This is a genomic window from Bacillus marasmi (assembly GCF_902168435.1).
GTDB classification, from domain to species: domain Bacteria; phylum Bacillota; class Bacilli; order Bacillales; family Cytobacillaceae; genus Bacillus_BU; species Bacillus_BU marasmi.
In genome coordinates, this window is sequence record NZ_LR656174.1 from 43,026 (window position 1) to 65,198 (window position 22,173).

A 22,173-nucleotide genomic window follows, 5' to 3' on the forward strand; every position below is an offset into this window, starting at 1 on the left:
TCCAAAAAATAAATCCACGAATATTTTCGTGCTATAATCCTGATAGCAACAGGATTACATCTGTACTTAGGAGACGGACATCTATGAGCAACGAGACACACTTAAAAAAGAACATCGGTTTTGCGGTCGCCACTTCCTTAGTGGTTGGAACCGTCATTGGCTCAGGCATTTTTATGAAGCCTGGGGTTGTCATTTCGGCAACAGGAAATTCCACTCTTGCTCTATGGGCTTGGGTGATTGGTGGCATCATTACTCTCGCAAGCGGTTTGACAATTGCAGAAGTTAGCGTAAAAATCCCAAAAACAGGTGGACTGTATGCTTATATTGAAGAGGTATACGGGAAAAAGTGGGGATTTCTATGCGGATGGGTGCAAACTTTGATTTACGGCCCAGCAATCATGGGCGCACTTAGTTTATACTTTGGATCTTTGGTGGCAGGTGTTTTTGGTTTTACAGGTAACAGCTATGTTTACATTGGAATTATCACCATCCTCTTTTTAGGCTTTATGAACCTCCTAGGTACACAATACGGTGGCTTCATTCAAACGGTCTCAACAATTGGCAAACTAATCCCTATTATTTTCATTGCAACGTTCGGGATGTTCCAAGGTGACATTCAAATATTAAATATGGATAGTGGCGATAGCCGCTCGTTTAGTATGGGAGCTGCAGTATTAGCAACGCTTTGGGCATACGATGGCTGGATGAATGTCGGCTATATGGCTGGCGAGATGAAAAATCCAAGTAAAACATTACCACGGGCAATCATAACTGGTATTTTGATTGTTATTCTATCATATTTAACAGTAAATCTTGCCATGCTACATGTGTTACCAGCTAGCAAAATAGTTGAGTTAGGACCTAATGCTGCAAGTACAGCAGCTGAAATCCTATTTGGGAAAATGGGCGGCACCCTGCTAACAATTGGAATTCTAATCTCAATTTTTGGATGCTTAAACGGGAAAATCTTGACCTTCCCTCGGATTCCATTTGCAATGGCGGAAAACGGGTTACTACCGGCTGCGCGAGTATGGGCGAAGGTACATCCGAAATATCAAACGCCAGTAATGGCAACTATCATGCAACTTGTGATTGCTATCATCATGATGTTATTAGGCAGTGCAGATCGACTATCTGACATCGCTATTTTTGCTGTATTTACTTTTTATGGTATGTCATTTGCAGCTGTCTTTTTACTCCGAAAAAAGGTCAAAGTTACATCCTATAAAGTACCTTTATATCCAATCACACCGCTTGTAGCCATTATTGGTGCAATATACATTTTAGGCAGTACTGTCATAAACGCACCTACGGACGCATTGCTATCAATTGGAATAGCACTTATTGGTTTACCCGTTTATTATTTCCTTAATAAAAAGAATAAAGAAAAGCGATACGCAAAAGCGAGTTAATTCAATCCATAAAAAACCCCCACTGCTCATCCAAAAAGAGTAGTGGGGGTTTCCTTGTTAGGCTAAATTAAGCATCCTGTCTAGTGCTAGCTTTGCATCTCGGGCAATATCAGCATCAACTTTGATGATATTTTGATTAGCAGTTCCTGCAACGATTTGATCTAAATTCCAAGCTAGGTGTGGTAAATCAATCCGATTCATCGTTAAACAAGGGCACATATGCGGATTTAATGAAACAATATGACGATCAGGAAAATCGTTTATGATACGTTTGACTAGATTCATTTCCGTTCCAATCGCCCATGCAGAACCTGGCTCAGATTTCTTAATCACATCAATGATATAGTTAGTAGAACCAGCATAATCTGATAATCCAACTACTTCGCGTCGACATTCGGGATGAACGATGATGTTCATTTCTGGATTTTCTGCTCTTACCTGTTTAATATTTTCTACAGTAAAATTCTCATGAACGGAGCAATGCCCCTTCCATAGAATGACTTTAATTTTATCCGTTTCTACCTGTGCTTCAAGTGTATTCGTAATAGGATCCCATACAGCCATTTCTTCTAGCTTAATCCCTAGATTATAAGCTGTATTCCGTCCCAAGTGCTGATCAGGTAAGAACACCAAGCGTTGTTTTTGGTCTAATGCCCATTTCACCATTTTTTCTGCATTTCCAGAGGTAACTGTTGCTCCATTATGTCGACCAACAAAAGCCTTAATCGCTGCAGTTGAATTTACATATGTGAGTGGAAGCATTGTATCGCCAAAAAGAGCAGTCAACTCAGTCCAAGCTCGCTCTGTTTGAAATATATCAGCCATATCGGCCATGGAGCAGCCTGCACGCATATCTGGTAAATACACGATTTGTTCTTCCGAAGTCAAAATATCTGCAGTTTCTGCCATAAAATGAACACCACAGAAAACTATTGCTTCAGCATCTTTATTTTCTGCTGAAACTTGAGCTAATTTTAGTGAATCACCAATCGCATCTGCAAACTGAATTACTTCATCCTTTTGGTAATGATGTCCTGGAATAAAAAGCTTTTTTCCTAGTTTTGCTTTTATCTCTCTAACTTTTTCTTCTAATTCTTCCTGTTTCATATTGCGATAGATTTCGGGAATAGAAGTTGTTTTAACAAGATTATCTAATAAGTTCATCGTAGTATCCCCCCATAACGTGAATCAGCAAGCTGCGATTGACACTTTCACACTAATATCAACAGCTTTTGCAGAGTGTGTCAAGAATCCAAGTGAAATGTAATCTACACCTGTTTCACTGTAAAAAGCAATGTTTTCCATATTAATACCACCCGATGCTTCAGTAACAATCGAATCTGGCACGATTTTAATCCATTCCGAAATTTCTTCTGGAGAACGATTGTCGAACATAATCACATCTGCCCCTGCACTAATGGCTTCTTTCACTTGATCAAGTGTTTCAGTTTCAACTTCAATTTTGACCATATGACCAATTTGCTCACGAGCTTTTTCAACAGCTTTTGTGATAGAGCCTGCAAAGGAAATATGATTGTCCTTAATCATCACTCCGTCGTATAGGCCGATACGATGGTTAAAGCCTCCACCGATTCGTACTGCGTATTTTTCTAGCATTCTTAAGCCCGGTGTTGTTTTACGCGTATCACAAATTCTGGTGTGAGAGCTGTTTAATTGTGACACAGCCTTATTTGTTAAGGTAGCTACGCCGCACATTCTTTGAACAAGATTTAAAACAACTCGTTCACCAGTTAATAAATCTGTTATTTTCCCTGTTACTTTTGCTAAAATATCACCCTTAATGAATTTAGCTCCATCGCGAATAAACAATTCAACCCGATTTTCTGGGCTTAAGATTTCGAAGCCTAATGAAATAATTTCCTCACCACAGAATATTCCATCCTCTTTGGCAATGAAGGAAATTTCTCCAGTTTCTTTCTTTCCAAAGATGAGTTCAGTTGAAACATCTCGTTCCCCGATATCCTCAACAAAAAACTGCTCTAACATGGTCCGTAGTTTGATTTTGTTCATTTGCTTCCAATCTCCCTTTAGAATATTGATATACTATATGATTATTTTGCCAGTATTTGTTTTCCATTGGATAGTCTGCACGGAAATGTCCGCCTCGACTTTCAGTTCTTTTTAATGCTGCATCTGTGATCAACAAAGCAATAACAGACGCTAAAATGCTTTGAATCTCTGCAGTTGTGCATTTGTCGAACGAAGGAAATACTTGGTCAAGTCGGAAATAACCTTCAAGCCATGCCTTTTGTTGCGCAAGGGTTTGCTCTGTACGCACGATACCAACATACTCCATCATTCGCTCTCTTAATTGTTTAAAATCCGGCACAACTACTGGACTTGAGTTCTTTGCCCCTATTTCCAGAACGGTTTTTTCGTTGTTTGGTACAGGCAAAGTAGCATTAATGTATTCGGCCAAACGCTTACCAAAAGATAGTCCTTCTAAAAGCGAATTACTTGCGAGCCGGTTGGCTCCGTGTAGACCTGTGCAAGCTGCTTCGCCAATTGCATAAAGTCCATGGATATTGGTTTGACCATGTAAATCGACCTTAATACCACCCATTAAAAAGTGACTTCCTGGTGCGACTGGAATTAGACCATCCTTTGGATTGATTCCACTTGTAAGACAAATATCAGTAATTGTTGGAAATTTAGCCTCAAAGTTGTCTATCGATGAAATATCAAGAAAAATTTCCTCACCGTTATGAATATAATCATATATCGTTTGTGAAACAACATGGCGAGGTGCTAAATCCTTTAACGGATGAACTCCTTCCATGATGAGTTCACCTCTGTTAGTCACAAGCTTTGCGCCTTGACCACGGACTGCTTCAGAAATCAGTCCTTTAACTTCTCCGTTTTTTATGAGCATTGTTGGATGAAATTGAATAAATTCCATATCAGTAATTTCTGCACCGGCTAAATAGGCCATTGCAATTCCGTCACCGGTTACGTTCGGACTACCGGCAGACAGGCTGTATACATAACTACACCCTCCGGTTGCGATTACTGTATGGTCTGCATAATAACAATGAATATTGCCAGCTTCATCCTTTACTTTCACACCAATACATTGATTCATATCATTTATTAATAATTCATAAGCAAACATATTTTCAATTATTGAGGTGTTTTTAGGAAGAGTATCAACGAGAAAATCGATGACATTTTTTCCTGTAGCATCCCCACCGGAATGGACGATTCGGTAGTGACTATGAGCGCCTTCCATTCCTAGTTTTAACTTTCCAGAGGAATCTTGATCGAATGGACAGCCTGCTTCATGTAATTCTTGAATCAAAAGAGGCGCTTCCTCTGTAATTTTAATTACGACTTCCTCATTATTATGGAAACGGCCTGCTTCCATTGTATCTTTACTATGAAGAGTAACATGATCGTCCGCTCCAATGGAGGCGGCAATTCCGCCTTGAGCTAATGAAGAGTTGCTAGCCTTCACACTCGACTTTGTGAGTATCCTCACATTCTTATCCGCGCTAATATGATGCGCTAATTGCAAAGCAGCAATCCCGCTCCCAATTACAATAACGTCAGCTTTATTCAAGACTATTTCCCTCCTGGACGATTCAACTGTCTTGACACATATCTTTACACAGAATTAATATTATGACAAGTATTTTTTTCGAATTTTGCTGTACATTGGAGGAAAAACATGAAATATCTTGATTATGCAGCTACTGGTCCCCTTGATGAAGAAGCAGCAAATATCTTTGTTAAGATTGCCACCCAATACTATGGAAATTCTAATAGCCTACATGATATTGGCGAAGAAGCGCGTACCTTACTTGAGAATTGTCGGAATGAATTCTCGCAAATGCTTAGCGTAGAAAAAGAAGGGGTATATTTTACAAGTGGTGGCTCAGAAAGTAATTTTTTAGCAATCGAAGCACTGCTTACTGTAAAAATTAAACCTGGATGCCACATCATTACATCTCTTGCTGAACACTCATCTGTTCATAATCACCTCGATCGTTTGTGCGAACAAGGTTATCGAGTCACTAAATTACCCTTTAATTCATCAGGAATTATTGATATTAATTTGTTTCAGCAATCCATTGAAGAAGATACAGTATTAGCCATCTTTCAGCATGGAAACTCTGAAATCGGTACGATCCAACCGATAGCAGAAATTGGAAGAATATGCAAAACAAAAAACATCTTACTACATTGTGATTGTGTACAGACATTTGGAAAGCTTGATGTAAGTAAAATAACGCCATATCTAGACAGTCTTTCGATATCAGGACACAAATTTTATGGGCCAAAAGGAATCGGTGTTGCTTACATTCGACCACAACTTAATATCATACCTTTTTTCAAAAATACAACCCATGAAAAGGGCTTTCGTCCAGGAACTATAAATGTACCTGCCATCACCGCGATGACGGTTGCAGCGAAAAAAGCAATCAATACATTAGACCAAAATCAACAAAGAAGCGATGCTCTTAGGGCAAGCTTTATCACATCGCTTCAACCTATTAAAGATCATATTACAATTTTTGGAGGGCCACCTCATCATCAATTACCAAACATCATTGGTATGAGTCTGGATGGAATCGAGGGGCAATGGGTCCTATTAGAATGTAATCGAAATGGCTTTGCCATTTCTACAGGAAGTGCTTGTCACACAGGACTTCTAACTCCAGCGCAAGCAATGATAGCCTTGAATATTACCGGTAAAAGGGCAAAGGAGTATTTTCGTATTTCCTTCGGTAAGGACACCACTCATGATGATATGCAAACCTTAGCACAACTGATAATAAATATTTTCAAACAGCATAAATCACTATATTAAATCAAATACATGAATTATTAAACCAGTCCGATAACAGTCTCTAATCCTCTGTTAGAATCGGTCTGGTTTTCTTTTTTATCATCAAATACCCGCGTTTTATTCCATAATCTTCTATTTTATTCAAATGCATTTGTTGAAAATTGGTGAAAATATTTTTAATATTCTAAATTTACAAAATAATTCAAAAAGTTTATAATGAGACTTGTGATTGAGGGCTAGCCGCTCGAAATTAATCAATAAGGGGGATTTATATGGGAGTTAATGAAAAGGCTTTCAAAAAGGAATTTGAACAACCGGCAGAATTGGACTACTCGAAAATCGTACAAACAACAGCATTCAAGAAACTACTAGCAGCAAAACGAAGCTTCATCGTACCACTATCGTTGTTCTTCTTGGTGTTTTATTTCGCCTTGCCACTTACGACAGCTTATTCTGACGTATTAAATAAGATGGCATTCGGCGATATCAGCTGGGCTTGGGTATTTGCATCTGCACAGTTCGTCATGACTTGGGTTTTATGCAGCGTATACTCTAGTAAAGCCAGAAAATTTGATGCAGCAGTTGAAGACATTATCGAAGAATCTAAGAACTAAGGGGGAAAAATATTGAACACACTCGCATTTATACTATTTTTAGGCATCGTCGGATTAACACTAGTAATCACTTACTTCGCATCGAAGAAAACTAAAACTACCAGTGATTTTTATACCGCTGATGGTAGTTTAACAGGCTGGCAAAATGGGATGGCCATTGCCGGGGACTACATGTCTGCTGCCTCGTTCCTCGGAATTGCCGGGATGATTGCCCTTAATGGGTTTGACGGTTTCTTCTATAGTATAGGGTTCCTAGTAGCCTATCTAGTAGTATTGTATATCGTTGCTGAGCCACTTCGAAATCTTGGAAAATATACATTGGCTGATATGATTGCTGCACGATTCGATGACAAAAAGGTTCGTGGTGTGGCAGCATTAAACACAATGACGATTTCAATTTTTTACATGATCGCTCAGTTAGTTGGTGCGGGTGGATTAATTAAACTTTTACTTGGAATTGACTATGTCTACTCTGTCCTTATTGTAGGTACTTTGATGACTGTCTATGTTGTATTCGGTGGTATGACTGCTACTAGCTGGGTACAAATTGTAAAAGCTGTATTATTGATGATTGGTACGTTCATTATCTCCTTAATTGTATTCTCTAAATTTGATTTCAGCGTGATGAAAATGTTTGCTGAAATGAAAGCGGCTACACCTTTAGAAGGATCTTTCTTAAATCCAGGCAACAAGTTCAAAAACCCTCTTGACACGATATCACTTAATTTAGCACTTGTGTTAGGAACAGCAGGATTACCACATATTTTAATTCGTTTCTTTACAGTTAAGGATGCGGTTACTGCACGTAAATCCGTAGTATATGCAACTTGGATTATCGGTATCTTCTATGTTATGACAATCTTCCTTGGCTTTGGAGCTGCTGCATTTGTTGGCTTTGATACAATTATCGCAGCTGATGCTGGTGGTAACATGGCAGCACCTTTACTTGCAAAAGCATTAGGTGGAGATTTCTTATTTGCCTTCGTATCCGCAGTAGCCTTTGCAACGATTTTAGCGGTAGTAGCTGGTCTTGTATTAACGGCAGCATCAGCATTTGCACACGATTTCTACAGCCATATTGTACGTCGTGGTAAAGCAACAGAAAAAGAACAAATTATTGCAGCACGTTGGGCATCTGTTGGGGTTGCTGTATTATCCATCATCCTTGCTCTATTTGCTCAAAAAATGAACGTAGCCTTCCTTGTTGCTTTAGCCTTTGCAGTTGCAGCAAGCGCAAACCTACCAATTATCTTGTTAACAATTTTCTGGAAACGCTTTAATACAACAGGCGCTATTACAGGAATGTTAGTTGGTTTATTTACTGCTCTTGCACTTGTAGCAGTAAGCCCGAATGTTTGGTCACCTGAGGTTGGTAAAGCCATCTTTGTAGGTAATCCACTTATCAGCTTAACGAACCCTGGAATCATTTCTATTCCAGTAGGCTTCCTTGCAGCTATCGTCGGTACTTTAGTATCATCTAAAAAATCAGATGCGAAGAAGTTTGACGAAATTGTTGTAAAAGCCAACACAGGTATTCAAAACATTAATTCCTAATCCTATTCCATTAAGGGTTTATCATTAATGTATGATCAAAGATTACCGAAAATACCAATGAGATTCGTCTCATTGGTATTTTTTGTACATTTATTTAAGGAATATGGACTGTTTTAAGATGTAGCACTTTCCAATAAACTGTCTGTCCGCCTGCTGTTGTGAGGTCTACAATATTATTCTTTACACTGTTGACTAGCCCGACTTTATTGGGGTTATCACCAAGATCAAATACGAGGAGCCTGCCCTCATATTTTTTTAATTGCTCTTCAAATGAACGAGATAAAGGGATATTTGAAGGAACCACTGGTAATACTGAGTTGCTAAGCTTGTATGGAGTTAAAGCACTAGAGTATGGGATCAACCATTTCAAATGCTGCATCGAAATAAAAATAGTCTTATATACAGGGGAATAAAAAACAATGTAGTCATTTAGAACGCTCGTAATATAACCGTGTATTGAACGATTTCCAGTAACAAATATTTCCAAAAATTGTCCCTTTGCGTTATTTAATATTTTTCGATACGAAATCGTTTCCTGTTCATTCTGAAACGGCATTTTACTCGTAGGCTTCTCAATGCTCTCCTCATTTGATTTTATCGTCCGCTCACTAATGTTGTGAAGATGCATTAAAGGAATGTATAAATACTCCTCACCATCAAAAAGGACTAATATGTCCAATCCTGCATCGATTAGTAATCCTGTAAACAAGGTTTTCCCTGATATTTCTATTTCTACTTCTTTCCCTAATAATTCTTTTATACCCGTCATTTCTGCCCCTCCTTTCTTTACGGGCATTTAGATAAAATGGTGCATCAGTAGATTGTACTAATGCACCATTTGGTTTTACAAATATTGGAATAATTAAACATCAGCTTCAGGATTAATGTTTGCCCTTCCATACATAGTCAATTGTTTTAACGACTTTTTCACGACTACTAGAGCTGCTGGATTTTTTTGATGAAGATGATCTTGATGATGATGATGATTTTGATGATGATGATTTTGATTCGCTCTTGTTGTTATCCTTATCATTGCTGTCAGAGCTGTTTTGTGCATTTGAATTTTGGTTTTGGTTGTTGTTGTTTTGACTATCATCACTAGAATCATTTGAGTTGTTGTTTGAGCTTAATGAGCCTTTTGGACCTGAACTAATGCTGCGGATATGATAAGGGTGAATTCTCAATACTTCTTGATTACTAACAAGCGTATAGTGGCCGCCTGCATTTTCAACAAGTACACCTTCCATAGCTTCTGGACCACCACGGTTAATCGATACCCATTTATGTGCCATATGCTGGAATACATTATGGAAGTCGGTTGCTTCAACAACCTCTGGATAAGTTACAGTATTTTGAGTTACATAGCGATTATTGTTTTGATTATTATTGTTATTGTTATTATTGTTGTCATTATCATCTTCATATTTACTTACACTTTTCACATGATACACATTAAAATATACAATTCCATCATCCTCAGTATATAAGACGATGAAATCATCAGCTACTCCAAGCAAAGTTCCATATTTTGATTCTGGTCCACCTTGATTAATCTGGACTGTTTGGTTAACAAAGTTATTGATTAACCCTATAAAGTCATCTGCTTCAAAAAATTCAATGTCCTCATCACTTACTTGTGTGGTTTGTGTAGAATTGGTTTTCGAATCCTCACTAATACTTTTTACATGCTTAGCTTGATAATAAATGACGGTATTGTTGTTATCATCGCTGTTATTGTTGTTATTGTTGTTATTATTATTGTTTTGATTGTTGTTGTTTTGATTATTGTTATTATTATCGTTATTATTGTTATCGTTATCCATCGCGTATAAAGTAACATAATCAGTTTTAACATCCAATAACATACCAGTTTTAGATTCTGGTCCACCTCGATAAATAGTCACGATTTTTCCTTTTAATGACTCAAGAAACGCGTGATATGATTCAGCAAGGTCATTGTTCATAATTATCCTCCTTGTCATATATCCATAATGGTTATTTATAATGCATATATTACGTATCAATGTCATCTATTGACCTAGTAAACATGCCTAATTATAAAAAAAATATTCTTCCACACATATAATGCTAATCTAATGTTGGTAGTTTACTTTTTATATACTTTGTCCGTGCTTGGATATATCGTGAAATAAACTCTGGCTCCTGATCAAAGTTACTTATTCTTTCTTTTTCATACGGGTCCTGCAACAAGTATGGTCTTACATCACTAACAAGCTGATCGACTTTATGGTTCATATATTCCGTTGTAAATTGTTCCTTCATAATTTGCTGCAACAACATTTTGTACCTTTTCCGATAGATTGGTACATCTAGAATTCTTGCAGTTAGAGTATTAAATCCCTCAATCCTTACATAATCCTCGTTCATATACTTCCCATTGACATCCCTCCCCCAGGTAGCATCATAATCCCAAGGAATGATTTCAAATTGCCCAGTATCGCCATTTCTGTACAGGGCATAGTTATGAACAAAGCCATCATAATTCTGAGTGAATACAACCCCTGCTAGCCAGCGTAAGTATTTATCGATATGGATGTATCTTTCGATTTCTGCCTCAAATTCTGATCTAAGCATTGTATTAACTTTAAGAATCATCTCCTGCAAAAAAAAATCATCTTGATCAGTACCGAATTTTTTTTGATAACCTAATACTAAGGATTTCTTCACTTCCTTATCTAAATCACTCATTAATGAGAAATTTGCATCTCCATCCACTGCATAAAAAATGGCTCCCTTTGGCAAATACCTTGATGCTAAAAAGTGCTCATCTACTGATTCTAATTCAAGATAAACCCCTTCATTTTTTCCGTTAATTTTCAAAAAGACGTGTCTGGATTGTGGAGATAAAACACCTATATCAGAAAAAAAATCCAAAGATAATTTATTTCTAATTAAGGAAGGGTCTGTATATTCTGCATTCAGGTGAAGCTCCTTCGCATTTCGAAAATGGGCTGGTTTAAAAAAACTAATGTGATATGATTTTTTCTTTGATTTTCGGATATGTGAACCTCGATAAGCTATGTCGATATTGAGCTTCCGTCTCCCTATCGTTAATTTTGCTGGAACTGGATCATCACACCAAATATCTCTTTTAAGTTCGATTAAATCTAAAGGATGAATATAGACCTGATAAATTGGAAGGTTGTTTTGTGAATTGTTTTCCAATTTCATCATCCTTTCTTTTTTATCTATACGTATGTATCCAAAAGGCAAATGACACTGTTGTATTTCATCATTTTTTTTATTTTCTAAACGAATGACTCAGGCAATTTGTTTATCTTGGCGTAGGCTATATAAGAAAAGAACTAGATGGGTATTTTCCCTATGGTCATTTAATAATTTAGTTCCTTTTCAATAGATACTAAGATAAGGAGGTTTCTTTAGTGGGATTTTTCTCATGGGATGAAATTCTTAGAGCAGCTGAAGGAGCAAATAAAAGGGGATTAAGAGATTTTATGTTCCAAGACCCTAATGCCAAGGGTCGGACTAGAAAACATGAAACGGTAGATATAGAGACTCACGAGGATGAGGTAGTAATTCAAAAAATGGCAACAGAAAACAAACGTTCAAGCAGCAGTTCACGTCGTAGTTCAAAGAGAAGTACGCGGAAAAGTACTCGAGGTAGCTCACGGGAATCACGCCGTAGCAACAAGCGGAGCACCCGCCGTAACACAAGTGATTCAAGGCGGAGCAGCAAACAAAGTACTCGCAGAAGCTCTAGACGCAGTACCCGCCGTTCCAGCTCTTCTCACTCAACCCGAAGGAGTTCTCGTCGCAGCACTCGCCGTTCCAGCTCTTCTCGCTCAACCCGAAGAAGTTCTCGTCGCAGTTCGCGCAGAAGCTCTAGACGCAGCACTCGCCGTTCCAGCTCTTCTCGCTCAACCCGAAGAAGTTCTCGTCGCAGTTCGCGCAGAAGCTCTAGACGCAGCACTCGCCGTTCCAGCTCTTCTCACTCAACCCGAAGAAGCTCTCGTCGCAGTTCGCGCAGAAGCTCTAGACGCAGCACTCGCCGTTCCAGCTCTTCTCGCTCAACCCGAAGAAGCTCTCGTCGCAGTTCGCGCAGAAGCTCTAGACGTAGCACTCGTCGTTCTAGCTCTTCTTGCTCAACCCGAAGAAGCTCTCGTCGCAGTTCGCGCAGAAGCTCTAGACGTAGCACTCGTCGTTCTAGCTCTTCTCGCTCAACCCGAAGAAGCTCTCGTCGCAGTTCGCGCAGAAGCTCTAGACGTAGCACTCGTCGTTCTAGCTCTTCTTGCTCAACCCGAAGAAGCTCTCGTCGCAGTTCACGCAGAAGCTCTAGACGCAGCACTCGTCGTTCCAGCTCTTCTTGCTCAACCCGAAGAAGCTCTCGTCGCAGTTCGCGCAGAAGCTCTAGACGTAGTACTCGTCGTTCTAGCTCTTCTTGCTCAACCCGAAGAAGCTCTCGTCGCAGTTCACGCAGAAGCTCTAGACGCAGCACTCGTCGCTCTAGCTCTTCTTGCTCAACTCGAAGAAGCTCTCGTCGCAGTTCACGCAGAAGCTCCCGTCGTAGCACTCGTCGTTCTAGCTCTTCTTGCTCAACTCGAAGAAGCTCTCGCCGCAGTTCGCGCAGAAGCTCTAGACGCAGTTCTCGTCGTTCCAGCTCTTCTTGCTCAACTCGAAGAAGCTCTAGACGTAGCACTCGTCGTTCCAGCTCTTCTTGCTCAAGTCGAAGCCGTTCTTGCAGTAAATCAAAAAGCTCCTGCAGTAGTTCCAAGTGCTCTTCAAAGGATAGTAAGGAAACATACTACAAATACCATAAACGTTACTGGAAAGACCAAAACATGTGGGCGTTAAGATTAAGTAATGAAGAATAATACAAAAAGCTTGTAGAGAATCTCTACAAGCTTTTTATGTTATGCAAATGTATTATATATATTTTCGCACTCTTTCGCTGTAGGCTGATAAAAGCAATGAAGTTTAAATCTTCCTACTAGTGGCTGATTATACCAGGTAGGTGGGCAATTTCCTCCTGGTCTAAAGTACCATAAGCTGAATTTAGCAGGCCAACTTCTCTCGCCTCTGATAGCTCTTCTTGCAAGATTTTTCTCATTTTCTCTTGCCCGCTGATAAAAATAGCCTTTCGTTGTTGCTTCAAAAGCCTTTGGCTGGTAAATCATCTCTCGGATCGTTCGAAGCCCCTTAAAATCAGAACAATTCGCTCTGATTCGGTTGATGCCAACATTACCAACTAATAACATTCCTTGATTTCCTTCCCCTTCTGCCTCCGCTCTCAGTAATCGGGCAAGCAATTCAATATCTGCATTTGTATGTTTAACTACTGCCATTCGAGCACCTCCAATGTATTCCCCCATTATCCTATTCTAAAATCAGAAAGATGCTCATTACATCTAGTAAAGAACAAAAGCGCAAGCGCCTTGATCAGGGGCGACAGGAAAGGTCCGCCCTGCAGGAAATCCTGATTTTCGGAAGGGATTGTAGGAAAAGTGAAAGTGGCTCGTTCAGGAGCTACGGGCGTAAGACGATTCACACAAGAGATGATAATCTCTGGAGGGATTTGGCTTATGACCATCGCTCCTAGCCCATTCACTAGACAAGCTTGTGACCCCGAGCCCCTAGGCCGCTTGCCCTGGACGTGTATAACGTTGTGAAGCTTATCCACATCATTACAATTTATAATTTCCTGGTAACAAAAAAAGAGTGCACCGCTGCACTCTCTTTCACAGTATCTTATTCAGCATCAAAAACGCGAACTTCTTTCATTGTGTCACCATTTCTCATTTTAAGAACAGTGTCCATTCCACTTGTAACTTTACCGAAAACAGTGTGGACACCATTTAAATGTGGTTGTGGTTCATGAACGATAAAGAATTGGCTACCGCCAGTGTTACGACCAGCATGAGCCATAGAAAGACTGCCAACTTCATGCTTATGTGGATTTCCTTCTGTTTCACAGTTGATTGTATAGCCAGGTCCACCCATTCCAGTTCCTGTCGGGTCGCCACCTTGTGAAACGAAACCTGGAATAACACGGTGGAAGACAACTCCATCATAAAAACCATCATTTGCTAATTTCTCAAAGTTCGCAACTGTATTTGGTGCTTCGTTAGGGTAGAATTCAAGTTCAATTTTATCCCCATTTTCCATTACTATGTATCCTTGTTTAGCCATTTGTCACATCTCCTTATGTAAAAATCACGTTTATCATACCATTATTTTCTCACTAAGACAAAATATGTACATTTATTGATGAAGTAATTTAGTTAGTTCTTTATAAATATCCACAATGTCATCCAACTTCATACGGACAAGACCACTTGAAGACGGTGCCACGAAGTCAATTGTTCCCCAAACCACAGATCCAGTTTGTACACCCCAATTAACTTGTTTTTTTCCTCCGTACTGCTGATATACACCTTTCCCTACAAAGCAAACAATTTTCGGATGATAATGGTTGATTTTTTTAATCAACTCATTCCGTCCTTGCTTATATTCCTCGCTTGTAATTTCATCTGCTGCTTTCGTTGGTCTTGCCACGATATTGGTAAAACCGTAGCCTAATTCCAATAGCTTTACATCCTCTTCCGTTGTATATTTTCTTGGCGTTATTCCTGACTGGTGTAAAATCTTCCAGAACCGATTATTCGGATTGGCAAAATGATGCCCTGTTTCACTCGATTTTATACTTGGATTAAAGCCAACAAATAATATCGAGAGCCCTTCTTTTAGATGATCTGGGATTGGTTTTAACATTAGTCTCCTCCTCTCCTTCTCATCATTATAGCCATTATAACCATCAACCCAAAATAAAAAGCCAAACATTCTCACTCCAGTGAATGTCCGGCATCATTATTCCAATATTTACAAGCGGCTATTTTCTCCTAACTCGCGAATTTCAAGTAATGCCTTTGGATTTTCCAATGCAGACAAATCACCACTGTCCTTACCTAGGTAGGCTGATTTGATAACACGTCGCATTATCTTAGCATTACGAGTTTTGGGTAAATCACTAACAAAGTATATTGCTTTTGGGCTAAGTGCCTTTCCTAGCTTAGTAGCTATTAATTGTAACAGATCGTTACGTAAACTCTCGGACTCATTTTTCTTATCTTTGGCCACAACAAAACAAACCGCTACCTCACCTTTCACTTGATCAGGAATGCCTATGGTTCCTGCTTCTACTACTAAAGGATGCTCGACGATAATAGATTCCATTTCTGCAGGACCCATCCTTTTTCCAGCAATATTTAAAGTATCATCTGATCTGCCGGTAATCTTCCAATATCCATTAGCATCTCGATAAACCCAATCTCCGTGTACCCATATGTTTTTCCAACGAGACCAATATGATTTCACAAATCGCTCAGGTTCATTCCAAAACCCCGCTGTCATTCCAACCCAGGGCTGCATGACTACAAGTTCACCAACACTTCCGGTAACAGGTATTCCTTCATCATCTAATACTTCAACATCCATCCCAGGTATAGGTGAATTAAATGCGATTGGAGCGATTGGTCGAACCAATACATTACCTAGTATCCCTCCTGAGATTTCTGTCCCACCAGAATAGTTAAAAATTGGAATTCGACCTTTTCCAACACTTTCAAACAACCATTTCCATGGCTCAGGATTCCAAGGTTCTCCTGTCGAGCCAATGACACGAAGACAGCTCAGATTATATTTTTGCGGCCAATCCTCACCGTGCTTCATTAATGCTCGAACCAAGGTTGGTGAGATTCCTAAATGTGTAACCTGATGTTTTTCAGTCAATTCCCAGAGGCGTCCTGGGGTGGGAAAGTCAGGAACACCATCATACATCATGATTGATGCTCCATTAATCAAACCTCCAAAAACAAGGAAGGGGCCCATCATCCAACCCATATCGGTATACCAAAAAAGTCTGTCTCCCAACGTGACATCCATTGCAATCCCTGCGTCAAAAGCAGCTTTGATTGGAAAGCCAGAATGCGTATGAACCGCACCCTTAGGAGTACCTGTTGTACCAGATGTATATAGCAACATCAACGGTGCGTTACTTGGCATCATACATGTTTCGTAAAGAGGTTCACTAGAGAATATTTTTTGCCATTCAATATCTCTACTATACTTCCGGTCTATTTCACTATTAATGGATCTAACCACAATTACTTTTTCCAAAGAAGGTGCTTTATCGGCTGCTAAATCAGCTTGTTCTTTCATATTTATCTTTTTACCTCGACGATAAAATCCATCAGCGGTAACTAGAAATTTGGCTTTTGCCGAATTCAAACGGTTAGCAATTGCGTCTGCTCCATATCCGGAAAACACCGGCAAACAAATGGCTCCGAGCTTCGCTGATGCCAATATGGTTAACACTGTTTCAGGTATCATCGGCATAAAAATTGAAATTATATCACCTTTTTGCAATCCTTCTCGTCTTAAACCATTTGCTACTCGACATACATCCTCATGTAATTGTTTATATGAAAATTGCCGAATATGTCCTTGTTCTCCCTCCCAAATCAACGCAGGATTTTGTGCTGTTTTCGGATTATTTGCCCATCGTTCCAAGGCACTGGAGACAATATTCATTCTTCCGTCTACATACCAATTTGGCCACATGATGCCCCGTTCAAGCTGTAGCACCTGCTTATAAGGTTCGTTCCAAACAATGCCGAGCTCCTTTTCTGCTTCCTGCCAAAACCAAGCAATATCATCAGTTGATGCTTTGAGAAAATCTTCATATTTTGTAAAACCAAGCCGAGACATCCAGCGAAATAGTCTCGTAGATTCTATATATTGTCTGGTTGGTGTCCATACAGCTTTCAAGGAATTGCCTCCCCCCATACCCCATTATTAAACTGGGTAAACCGGATGCTTTCTTTCTGAAAACACCTTGTACTTCGTCCGATAGGCATCAAAGCGCAGAGCTAGTTCACTCCTAATAGAATCCGGAGAAACAATCGCATCAATGACCAAATCCGACGCCAAACGATAAATATCAATATCACGTTTGTATTCATCTATTTTTTTCTCGATGAAAGGTTGCTTTTCCTCATTTGTGAGTTCGGAAATTTTTTTAGCATATACTGCGTTAATTGCTGCCTCAGGTCCCATCACTGCAATTTGTGCATTCGGAAAAGCCAGACAGCAATCAGGTTCAAAGGCAGGGCCTGCCATCGCATATAATCCTGCACCATATGCTTTCCTGACAATTACCGATATTTTCGGTACGGTGGCCTCACTCAGCGCCGCAATCATTTTCGCACCATGACGAATAATTCCAGCACGTTCCACCTTCGTTCCGATCATAAACCCTGGTACATCCGCTAGGAATAATAGCGGAATATTAAATGCATCACATAATGTAATAAACTTTGTAGCTTTATCTGCTGTATCTACGAAAATCACGCCGCCCTTAACCTTTGATTGATTAGCAATAATTCCAATCGGTTTCCCTTCCACCCGGGCAAATCCGGTAATAATCTCTTTAGCATAAAGTTCCTTTATTTCAAAAAATGAAGCTTCATCAACTACACGCTGGATTAATTCGTGCATATCAAACGGGACATTTTGATTTATTGGAAGAATTTCTGCAATTGATTTTTCAAATTGTCGTGGAGGAGCAGATGGAGAATTAGGTGGTAGACGCAAGTAATTTTTCGGAAAATAACTGGTATAGCATCTGGCTCTTTCGATGGCCTCTGCTTCAGTTTTGACAAGCACATCACCACAGCCAGATATAGAACAGTGCATTTTTGCTCCTCCCATTTCCTCTAGGCTTACCTTTTCACCGATTACTTTTTCTGCCATTCGAGGAGAGCCTAAATACATCGAAGCATTTCCATCCACCATAATAACGATATCGCAAAAAGCAGGAATATAAGCCCCTCCCGCTGCAGATGGTCCAAACAAAATACAAATTTGAGGGACTAATCCTGAGAGCTTCACCTGGTTATAAAAAATTCGACCAGCTCCCCTGCGCCCAGGAAACATTTCTAACTGACTAGTAATTCTTGCTCCAGCGGAATCAACTAAATAGAGGATAGGTATCTTTAGCTTTTCTGCAGTTTCTTGAATTCTAATCATCTTTTCTACCGTTTTTGCTCCCCACGAACCAGCCTTTACAGTTGGATCATTTGCCATGAAACATACCCTTTGACCATTTATTTTTCCTTGTCCAGTGACCACCCCGTCAGCAGGAAAATCAGGGTTGTGGCAATTGGCAAAAAGCCCATCCTCGACTTCAATCCCATTATCAAGGAGCAAATCGAGACGATCACGAACAAATAGTTTGCCAGTAGATATTAATTTTTGATGATTACTTATCTGGCCGCCTTTTTTTATGGTATTCAGCTGTTTGTGATAATCTGCACCAAAAGACATATCCCTCCCCCTCTTCTTCCCGTCCACTCACAGTATCATCACATTTTATTCGTAAAAAAAGCGACTTATGCCCTATTCCGAACCTAGTTTTTTTCATACTACCATCCGTAGAATCATAAACTTCCTTAATATCATTTTTGAAAAGTCTAAAAAATTTCACAAAACTCAATTATTTTAGTCTATAATTAGTGTGTTTTCATTTCATAAATTAAGGAGTAACGAATAGCGATGTTAAAACCGATTAATCCGCAATATGACCCATGGGAAGCCTATTTGGATATAAAAAAATACGGAAAGATGACACTAACAAATATAGAATTCACCACAACCAATCTTTGTAATATGCGTTGTGAGCATTGTGCCGTTGGCTACACTTTACAAACAAAGGACCCGGAACCCCTACCACTCGAATTATTATTAAACAGATTAGAAGAAATCCCAACATTGAGTGCCTTAAGTATCACTGGGGGCGAACCGATGCTTTCGCTTTCGTCAGTTAAAAATTATGTTGTCCCATTACTTAAATACGCAAGAGACCGTGGTGTCAGAACCCAGATTAATTCGAATTTAACCTTGGAATTGCAGCGTTACGAACTGATTGCTCCTTATTTAGATGTTTTACATATTTCACATAACTGGGGTAATGAAGAGGATTTTGCCAATGCGGGCTTTGCTAGAATGGAGCATAAACCAACTGTCCAGCAAAGAATAAGGTATTTCGAGCGCATGATTGAAAATAGCCGCGCTTTAGTTAAATCAGGTGTCATGGTGTCTGCAGAAACGATGCTGAACCGAAGAACACTCCCTTATTTAGAAAAAATTCACCGACAGATTGTTGATGAAATGCTTTGCCAGCGTCATGAAGTCCACCCCATGTATCCTAGCGATTTTGCTAGTCAGTTAGAGTATTTGACGATTGACGAAATTCGTGACGCCATCAACCACCTACTTGATATTCGAAATGATAGGGTTTGGATGCTTTTTGGAACGCTGCCATTTTATCCGTGCAGTTCAAATGAAGCAGATTTACAGTTATTAAAGAGATTGTATGAAAGTAAAAATGTCACGGTACGTAATGATCCTGATGGGCGTTCGCGATTAAACATTAATATTTTTAACGGAGATATTATTGTTACCGATTTTGGTGATATTCCACCATTAGGTAATATTGAAAATACGACGTTACAGGACGCATATGAAAACTGGGTGAAGACACCTGTCGCTAAATCACTAAGCTGCCATTGTCCAGAGGTTTCCTGTTTAGGACCGAATATATTAGTGAAGGATCGCTACTATCAAAATACAGATTTTAGCAAATTACAAACAAACATTGTTAAGCAATCTTGGATAAAGTGAAACTTCCATCAGAGGGGGTTTTCTTCATCCTCCACTGATGGTTAGTTGAACTAATCGGACCTTTATGGGCAGTTTATCCCCTATCTATCTCTTTGTATACTCAGAATCTTGAGGTGGGGGTATTACTTCCCGTTAAGGCGGGATAAAGTAAAAAAATACCACACAAAAAGAGGATGATCCGTCATCCTCTTTTTATATTGCTAGACTTGTTGCAAAACTTTTGGTTTTGTAAGCACGTCTTCCATTTTAGCAATAGCACTAATAGCAGTTTTCGCTATATTGCTATCCTTTTGTTTATCAACCCACTTCGCAAATGCCTTGATTGTACTAATGAAATCCTTTTGAAATGACTTAGTGCAATCTGATTCCATAAGCTGCTGCTGAAGTAATTCAACCCAAAACGCTTCGCTGCAATCCCCCCAATTAGAAAAAGCTTTAGCTTCTAGCTGTTGTCTTATGATATACAGGCTATTCCGATACTTTCTGGTTGTGTTTTCCGCTTTACCGATTGTTTTCTCTTTGTAAAATTGAACAAAATCAACGGCATAAAAATTCTTAATCGTACCTGGTTTGAATCCAAGCGCTTCATAATACGGAATATCCTCTGGATCTACGACCACCTGTTTATAAGGATTAGTAATTTTTCGATAACTTGTTGATCGGTGTTCTCTACCGGTGACAAAAGGTGATAACGGAAGCCCTAATTCTTTACGAACAGTATTGACGTCAACAGTCACCTGGAAATTGGCATCATGATGTAACGCTTGTTGATACATATTGTTTTCAACTTGCTTCAACCAGGTTAAGGCATCTTCAAGTTTATTTTCTTTTACTAGTTGTCTAATAGTCTTATTGTTATATTTTGGAATTGGTGTATCAACTTCCGTTAACAAATCTGTTTGAGCATAAAGTGAGAAATACGGTGGTGTATCCTTACTCATTTGGACAAATGAGTTTTTAATAATTCCATTAATCGGAATTTTATATGAAACAGTATTCTCTGAGAATAATTGAATGGCTAACACCGCTTGTTTTAATAATTCTTTTAGTTCATTCACTTTTTCTTGATCAAAACTGTTAATGATTAATTTATCTTTTTCGATTGAAAGCGTTGCGAACACTTCAGCGATTAAAACTGCCTCAGTCAATTCACTATCCAGATATTCCTTCCAATTGCCAACCCAGGACAAAGTAACTCGATGTTGATTTTGCTTATCAATTAGGAAATCCTTATTTTCTTGGAAAAATCGATTTAATAGAAATTGATTAATAATTTTATATTGAAGGACATGCTGATGGATTTCCTGTTCTAATTGTTCATTTTGTTCCTTCTCAACATCTTTTCGGTATTCTTCCTCCATCAATACTCTGAGTAGTTCCGGATATTTAGTAAAGAGAATTTCCTCTAACGGTAGTTGTTCCTTTACAAGAATTTCCTGAACATACTGAACTACGTTCAAAATATTTGACGGACCATTAAAGCTTCTAACTCCATTAAAATAATCATATTCTCCGAAGGATTCAAATAAGCTAATCGTTCCGTACCATGGCGAAAAAGCTGGGACATTATCCTTAGAATTCAATACTGTAAAACGTTCCTTCGTAAAAAGATCCTCAAAAACAACCGTCTTTTCATTTTTATCTACAGCTTGAACAACCTTTAATGTAAGGGTTGTCCAATTCTCCGCCATTCTTTTTTCCTCAGCAGATAACTTTGTTTGTTGTTCTTGAAAAAACCATTGTATACCTCGCAACCCGTTTTCATAACGGTGACAAAAGAATAACCAAAATTGGAAAAAACCTTCGCGAATATTAGGAGCAACCGCATTATTTGATCGTACTGAAAATTCTTCCTGTAATAGAATGAATTGACTATAAGGTAGATTTGACATAATAAAACTACGAATTTTATCTACTAAACTATGCTTTTGTTGAAAAAAACGTTCTTCCTTTAATTCGTGAATTTGAATAATATTTTTTTTGTTTAAACAGCATTTCTTATACTTTTTTCCACTGCCACAATGACAAGGAGAGTTTCGATTAATTTGCAAGCGAACCATACCTT

18 protein-coding genes are annotated in these 22,173 nt (G+C 39.0%); 6 read left to right on the forward strand and 12 right to left on the reverse strand.

Annotated elements, in window-relative coordinates; genetic code table 11:
* The first annotated feature begins 83 nt into the window (after positions 1-83).
* Entirely contained in the window at positions 84-1,412 is a 1,329-nt protein-coding gene (locus FXW34_RS14925; protein ID WP_147534806.1) for an APC family permease, read from the forward strand.
* 57 nt (positions 1,413-1,469) lie between these two features.
* Here the strand turns inward: FXW34_RS14925 and nadA are convergent, their stop codons facing one another.
* From nadA to nadB, 3 genes are read right to left on the reverse strand one after another with little or no spacing between them, the layout of a single operon-like run.
* Positions 1,470-2,576, reverse strand: coding sequence for a quinolinate synthase NadA (nadA, locus tag FXW34_RS14930; protein ID WP_147534807.1), 1,107 nt, complete (start codon positions 2,574-2,576; stop codon positions 1,470-1,472).
* Between the two features lie 24 nt (positions 2,577-2,600).
* On the reverse strand, positions 2,601-3,443 hold the full coding sequence (gene nadC / locus FXW34_RS14935) for a carboxylating nicotinate-nucleotide diphosphorylase (protein WP_147534808.1): 843 nt from the start codon (positions 3,441-3,443) through the stop codon (positions 2,601-2,603).
* A complete protein-coding gene (gene nadB, locus FXW34_RS14940) occupies positions 3,397-4,992 on the reverse strand; it encodes an L-aspartate oxidase (protein WP_147534809.1) in 1,596 nt (531 codons plus the stop codon). The genes nadC and nadB overlap by 47 nt, the downstream gene beginning before the upstream one ends.
* Before the next feature lie 108 nt (positions 4,993-5,100).
* Here nadB and FXW34_RS14945 point away from each other — a divergent pair, with 108 nt between their 5' ends.
* The 3 genes from FXW34_RS14945 (at position 5,101) to FXW34_RS14955 (ending at position 8,390) form a co-directional block, all read left to right on the forward strand.
* Positions 5,101-6,243: an IscS subfamily cysteine desulfurase gene (locus FXW34_RS14945; protein ID WP_147534810.1), complete on the forward strand. Its 1,143-nt coding sequence runs from the start codon at positions 5,101-5,103 to the stop codon at positions 6,241-6,243.
* A 251-nt stretch (positions 6,244-6,494) separates the two neighbouring features.
* Entirely contained in the window at positions 6,495-6,836 is a 342-nt protein-coding gene (locus FXW34_RS14950) for a DUF485 domain-containing protein (RefSeq protein ID WP_147534811.1), read from the forward strand.
* Between the two features lie 12 nt (positions 6,837-6,848).
* The gene (locus tag FXW34_RS14955; protein ID WP_147534812.1) at positions 6,849-8,390 is read left to right on the forward strand and encodes a solute symporter family protein; all 1,542 of its coding nucleotides are present in this window, start codon (positions 6,849-6,851) and stop codon (positions 8,388-8,390) included.
* Between the two features lie 94 nt (positions 8,391-8,484).
* Here the strand turns inward: FXW34_RS14955 and FXW34_RS14960 are convergent, their stop codons facing one another.
* The 3 genes from FXW34_RS14960 to FXW34_RS14970 form a co-directional block, all read right to left on the reverse strand.
* A complete protein-coding gene (locus FXW34_RS14960) occupies positions 8,485-9,159 on the reverse strand; it encodes a DUF2642 domain-containing protein (RefSeq protein ID WP_147534813.1) in 675 nt (224 codons plus the stop codon).
* A gap of 112 nt (positions 9,160-9,271) precedes the next feature.
* Positions 9,272-10,354: a spore coat protein gene (locus FXW34_RS14965; RefSeq protein WP_246141081.1), complete on the reverse strand. Its 1,083-nt coding sequence runs from the start codon at positions 10,352-10,354 to the stop codon at positions 9,272-9,274.
* Positions 10,355-10,478: 124 nt separating this feature from the next.
* Complete coding sequence (locus FXW34_RS14970) at positions 10,479-11,576, reverse strand: CotH kinase family protein (protein WP_425457439.1); 1,098 nt, start codon at positions 11,574-11,576, stop codon at positions 10,479-10,481.
* Positions 11,577-12,086: 510 nt separating this feature from the next.
* On the opposite strand from FXW34_RS14970, the gene FXW34_RS22990 reads away from it, so the two are divergent.
* Positions 12,087-13,223: a hypothetical protein gene (locus tag FXW34_RS22990; protein WP_187118974.1), complete on the forward strand. Its 1,137-nt coding sequence runs from the start codon at positions 12,087-12,089 to the stop codon at positions 13,221-13,223.
* 59 nt (positions 13,224-13,282) lie between these two features.
* Here the strand turns inward: FXW34_RS22990 and FXW34_RS14985 are convergent, their stop codons facing one another.
* The 5 genes from FXW34_RS14985 to FXW34_RS15005 all read right to left on the reverse strand — a co-directional run bounded on the left by FXW34_RS14985 (position 13,283) and on the right by FXW34_RS15005 (position 18,752).
* Entirely contained in the window at positions 13,283-13,714 is a 432-nt protein-coding gene (locus tag FXW34_RS14985) for a cell wall hydrolase (RefSeq protein ID WP_147534816.1), read from the reverse strand.
* A gap of 403 nt (positions 13,715-14,117) precedes the next feature.
* The gene (locus FXW34_RS14990; protein ID WP_147534817.1) at positions 14,118-14,558 is read right to left on the reverse strand and encodes a peptidylprolyl isomerase; all 441 of its coding nucleotides are present in this window, start codon (positions 14,556-14,558) and stop codon (positions 14,118-14,120) included.
* 72 nt (positions 14,559-14,630) lie between these two features.
* Positions 14,631-15,140: a G/U mismatch-specific DNA glycosylase gene (mug, locus tag FXW34_RS14995; protein WP_147534818.1), complete on the reverse strand. Its 510-nt coding sequence runs from the start codon at positions 15,138-15,140 to the stop codon at positions 14,631-14,633.
* Between the two features lie 108 nt (positions 15,141-15,248).
* Complete coding sequence (locus FXW34_RS15000; protein ID WP_147534819.1) at positions 15,249-17,213, reverse strand: AMP-binding protein; 1,965 nt, start codon at positions 17,211-17,213, stop codon at positions 15,249-15,251.
* 9 nt (positions 17,214-17,222) lie between these two features.
* Positions 17,223-18,752, reverse strand: a complete 1,530-nt coding sequence (locus FXW34_RS15005) for an acyl-CoA carboxylase subunit beta (RefSeq protein WP_147534820.1) — start codon at positions 18,750-18,752, stop codon at positions 17,223-17,225.
* 228 nt (positions 18,753-18,980) lie between these two features.
* Here FXW34_RS15005 and yfkAB point away from each other — a divergent pair, with 228 nt between their 5' ends.
* Complete coding sequence (gene yfkAB / locus FXW34_RS15010; protein ID WP_187118975.1) at positions 18,981-20,108, forward strand: radical SAM/CxCxxxxC motif protein YfkAB; 1,128 nt, start codon at positions 18,981-18,983, stop codon at positions 20,106-20,108.
* A 200-nt stretch (positions 20,109-20,308) separates the two neighbouring features.
* Here the strand turns inward: yfkAB and FXW34_RS15015 are convergent, their stop codons facing one another.
* Complete coding sequence (locus FXW34_RS15015; RefSeq protein ID WP_147534822.1) at positions 20,309-22,168, reverse strand: SEC-C metal-binding domain-containing protein; 1,860 nt, start codon at positions 22,166-22,168, stop codon at positions 20,309-20,311.
* Positions 22,169-22,173: the final 5 nt, after the last annotated feature.

What these genes read in the sequence shown, in the direction of transcription:
- FXW34_RS15005 (WP_147534820.1), bottom strand. Translation starts at nt 18,752, where the DNA reads ATGTCTTTTGGTGCAGATTATCACAAACAGCTGAATACCATAAAAAAA.
- nadA (WP_147534807.1), bottom strand. Translation starts at nt 2,576, where the DNA reads ATGAACTTATTAGATAATCTTGTTAAAACAACTTCTATTCCCGAAATC.
- mug (WP_147534818.1), bottom strand. Translation starts at nt 15,140, where the DNA reads ATGTTAAAACCAATCCCAGATCATCTAAAAGAAGGGCTCTCGATATTA.
- FXW34_RS15015 (WP_147534822.1), bottom strand. Translation starts at nt 22,168, where the DNA reads ATGGTTCGCTTGCAAATTAATCGAAACTCTCCTTGTCATTGTGGCAGT.
- FXW34_RS14965 (WP_246141081.1), bottom strand. Translation starts at nt 10,354, where the DNA reads ATGAACAATGACCTTGCTGAATCATATCACGCGTTTCTTGAGTCATTA.
- FXW34_RS14945 (WP_147534810.1), top strand. Translation starts at nt 5,101, where the DNA reads ATGAAATATCTTGATTATGCAGCTACTGGTCCCCTTGATGAAGAAGCA.
- FXW34_RS14960 (WP_147534813.1), bottom strand. Translation starts at nt 9,159, where the DNA reads ATGACGGGTATAAAAGAATTATTAGGGAAAGAAGTAGAAATAGAAATA.
- FXW34_RS14925 (WP_147534806.1), top strand. Translation starts at nt 84, where the DNA reads ATGAGCAACGAGACACACTTAAAAAAGAACATCGGTTTTGCGGTCGCC.
- FXW34_RS14990 (WP_147534817.1), bottom strand. Translation starts at nt 14,558, where the DNA reads ATGGCTAAACAAGGATACATAGTAATGGAAAATGGGGATAAAATTGAA.
- nadC (WP_147534808.1), bottom strand. Translation starts at nt 3,443, where the DNA reads ATGAACAAAATCAAACTACGGACCATGTTAGAGCAGTTTTTTGTTGAG.
- FXW34_RS14985 (WP_147534816.1), bottom strand. Translation starts at nt 13,714, where the DNA reads ATGGCAGTAGTTAAACATACAAATGCAGATATTGAATTGCTTGCCCGA.
- FXW34_RS14950 (WP_147534811.1), top strand. Translation starts at nt 6,495, where the DNA reads ATGGGAGTTAATGAAAAGGCTTTCAAAAAGGAATTTGAACAACCGGCA.
- yfkAB (WP_187118975.1), top strand. Translation starts at nt 18,981, where the DNA reads ATGTTAAAACCGATTAATCCGCAATATGACCCATGGGAAGCCTATTTG.
- FXW34_RS15000 (WP_147534819.1), bottom strand. Translation starts at nt 17,213, where the DNA reads ATGGGGGGAGGCAATTCCTTGAAAGCTGTATGGACACCAACCAGACAA.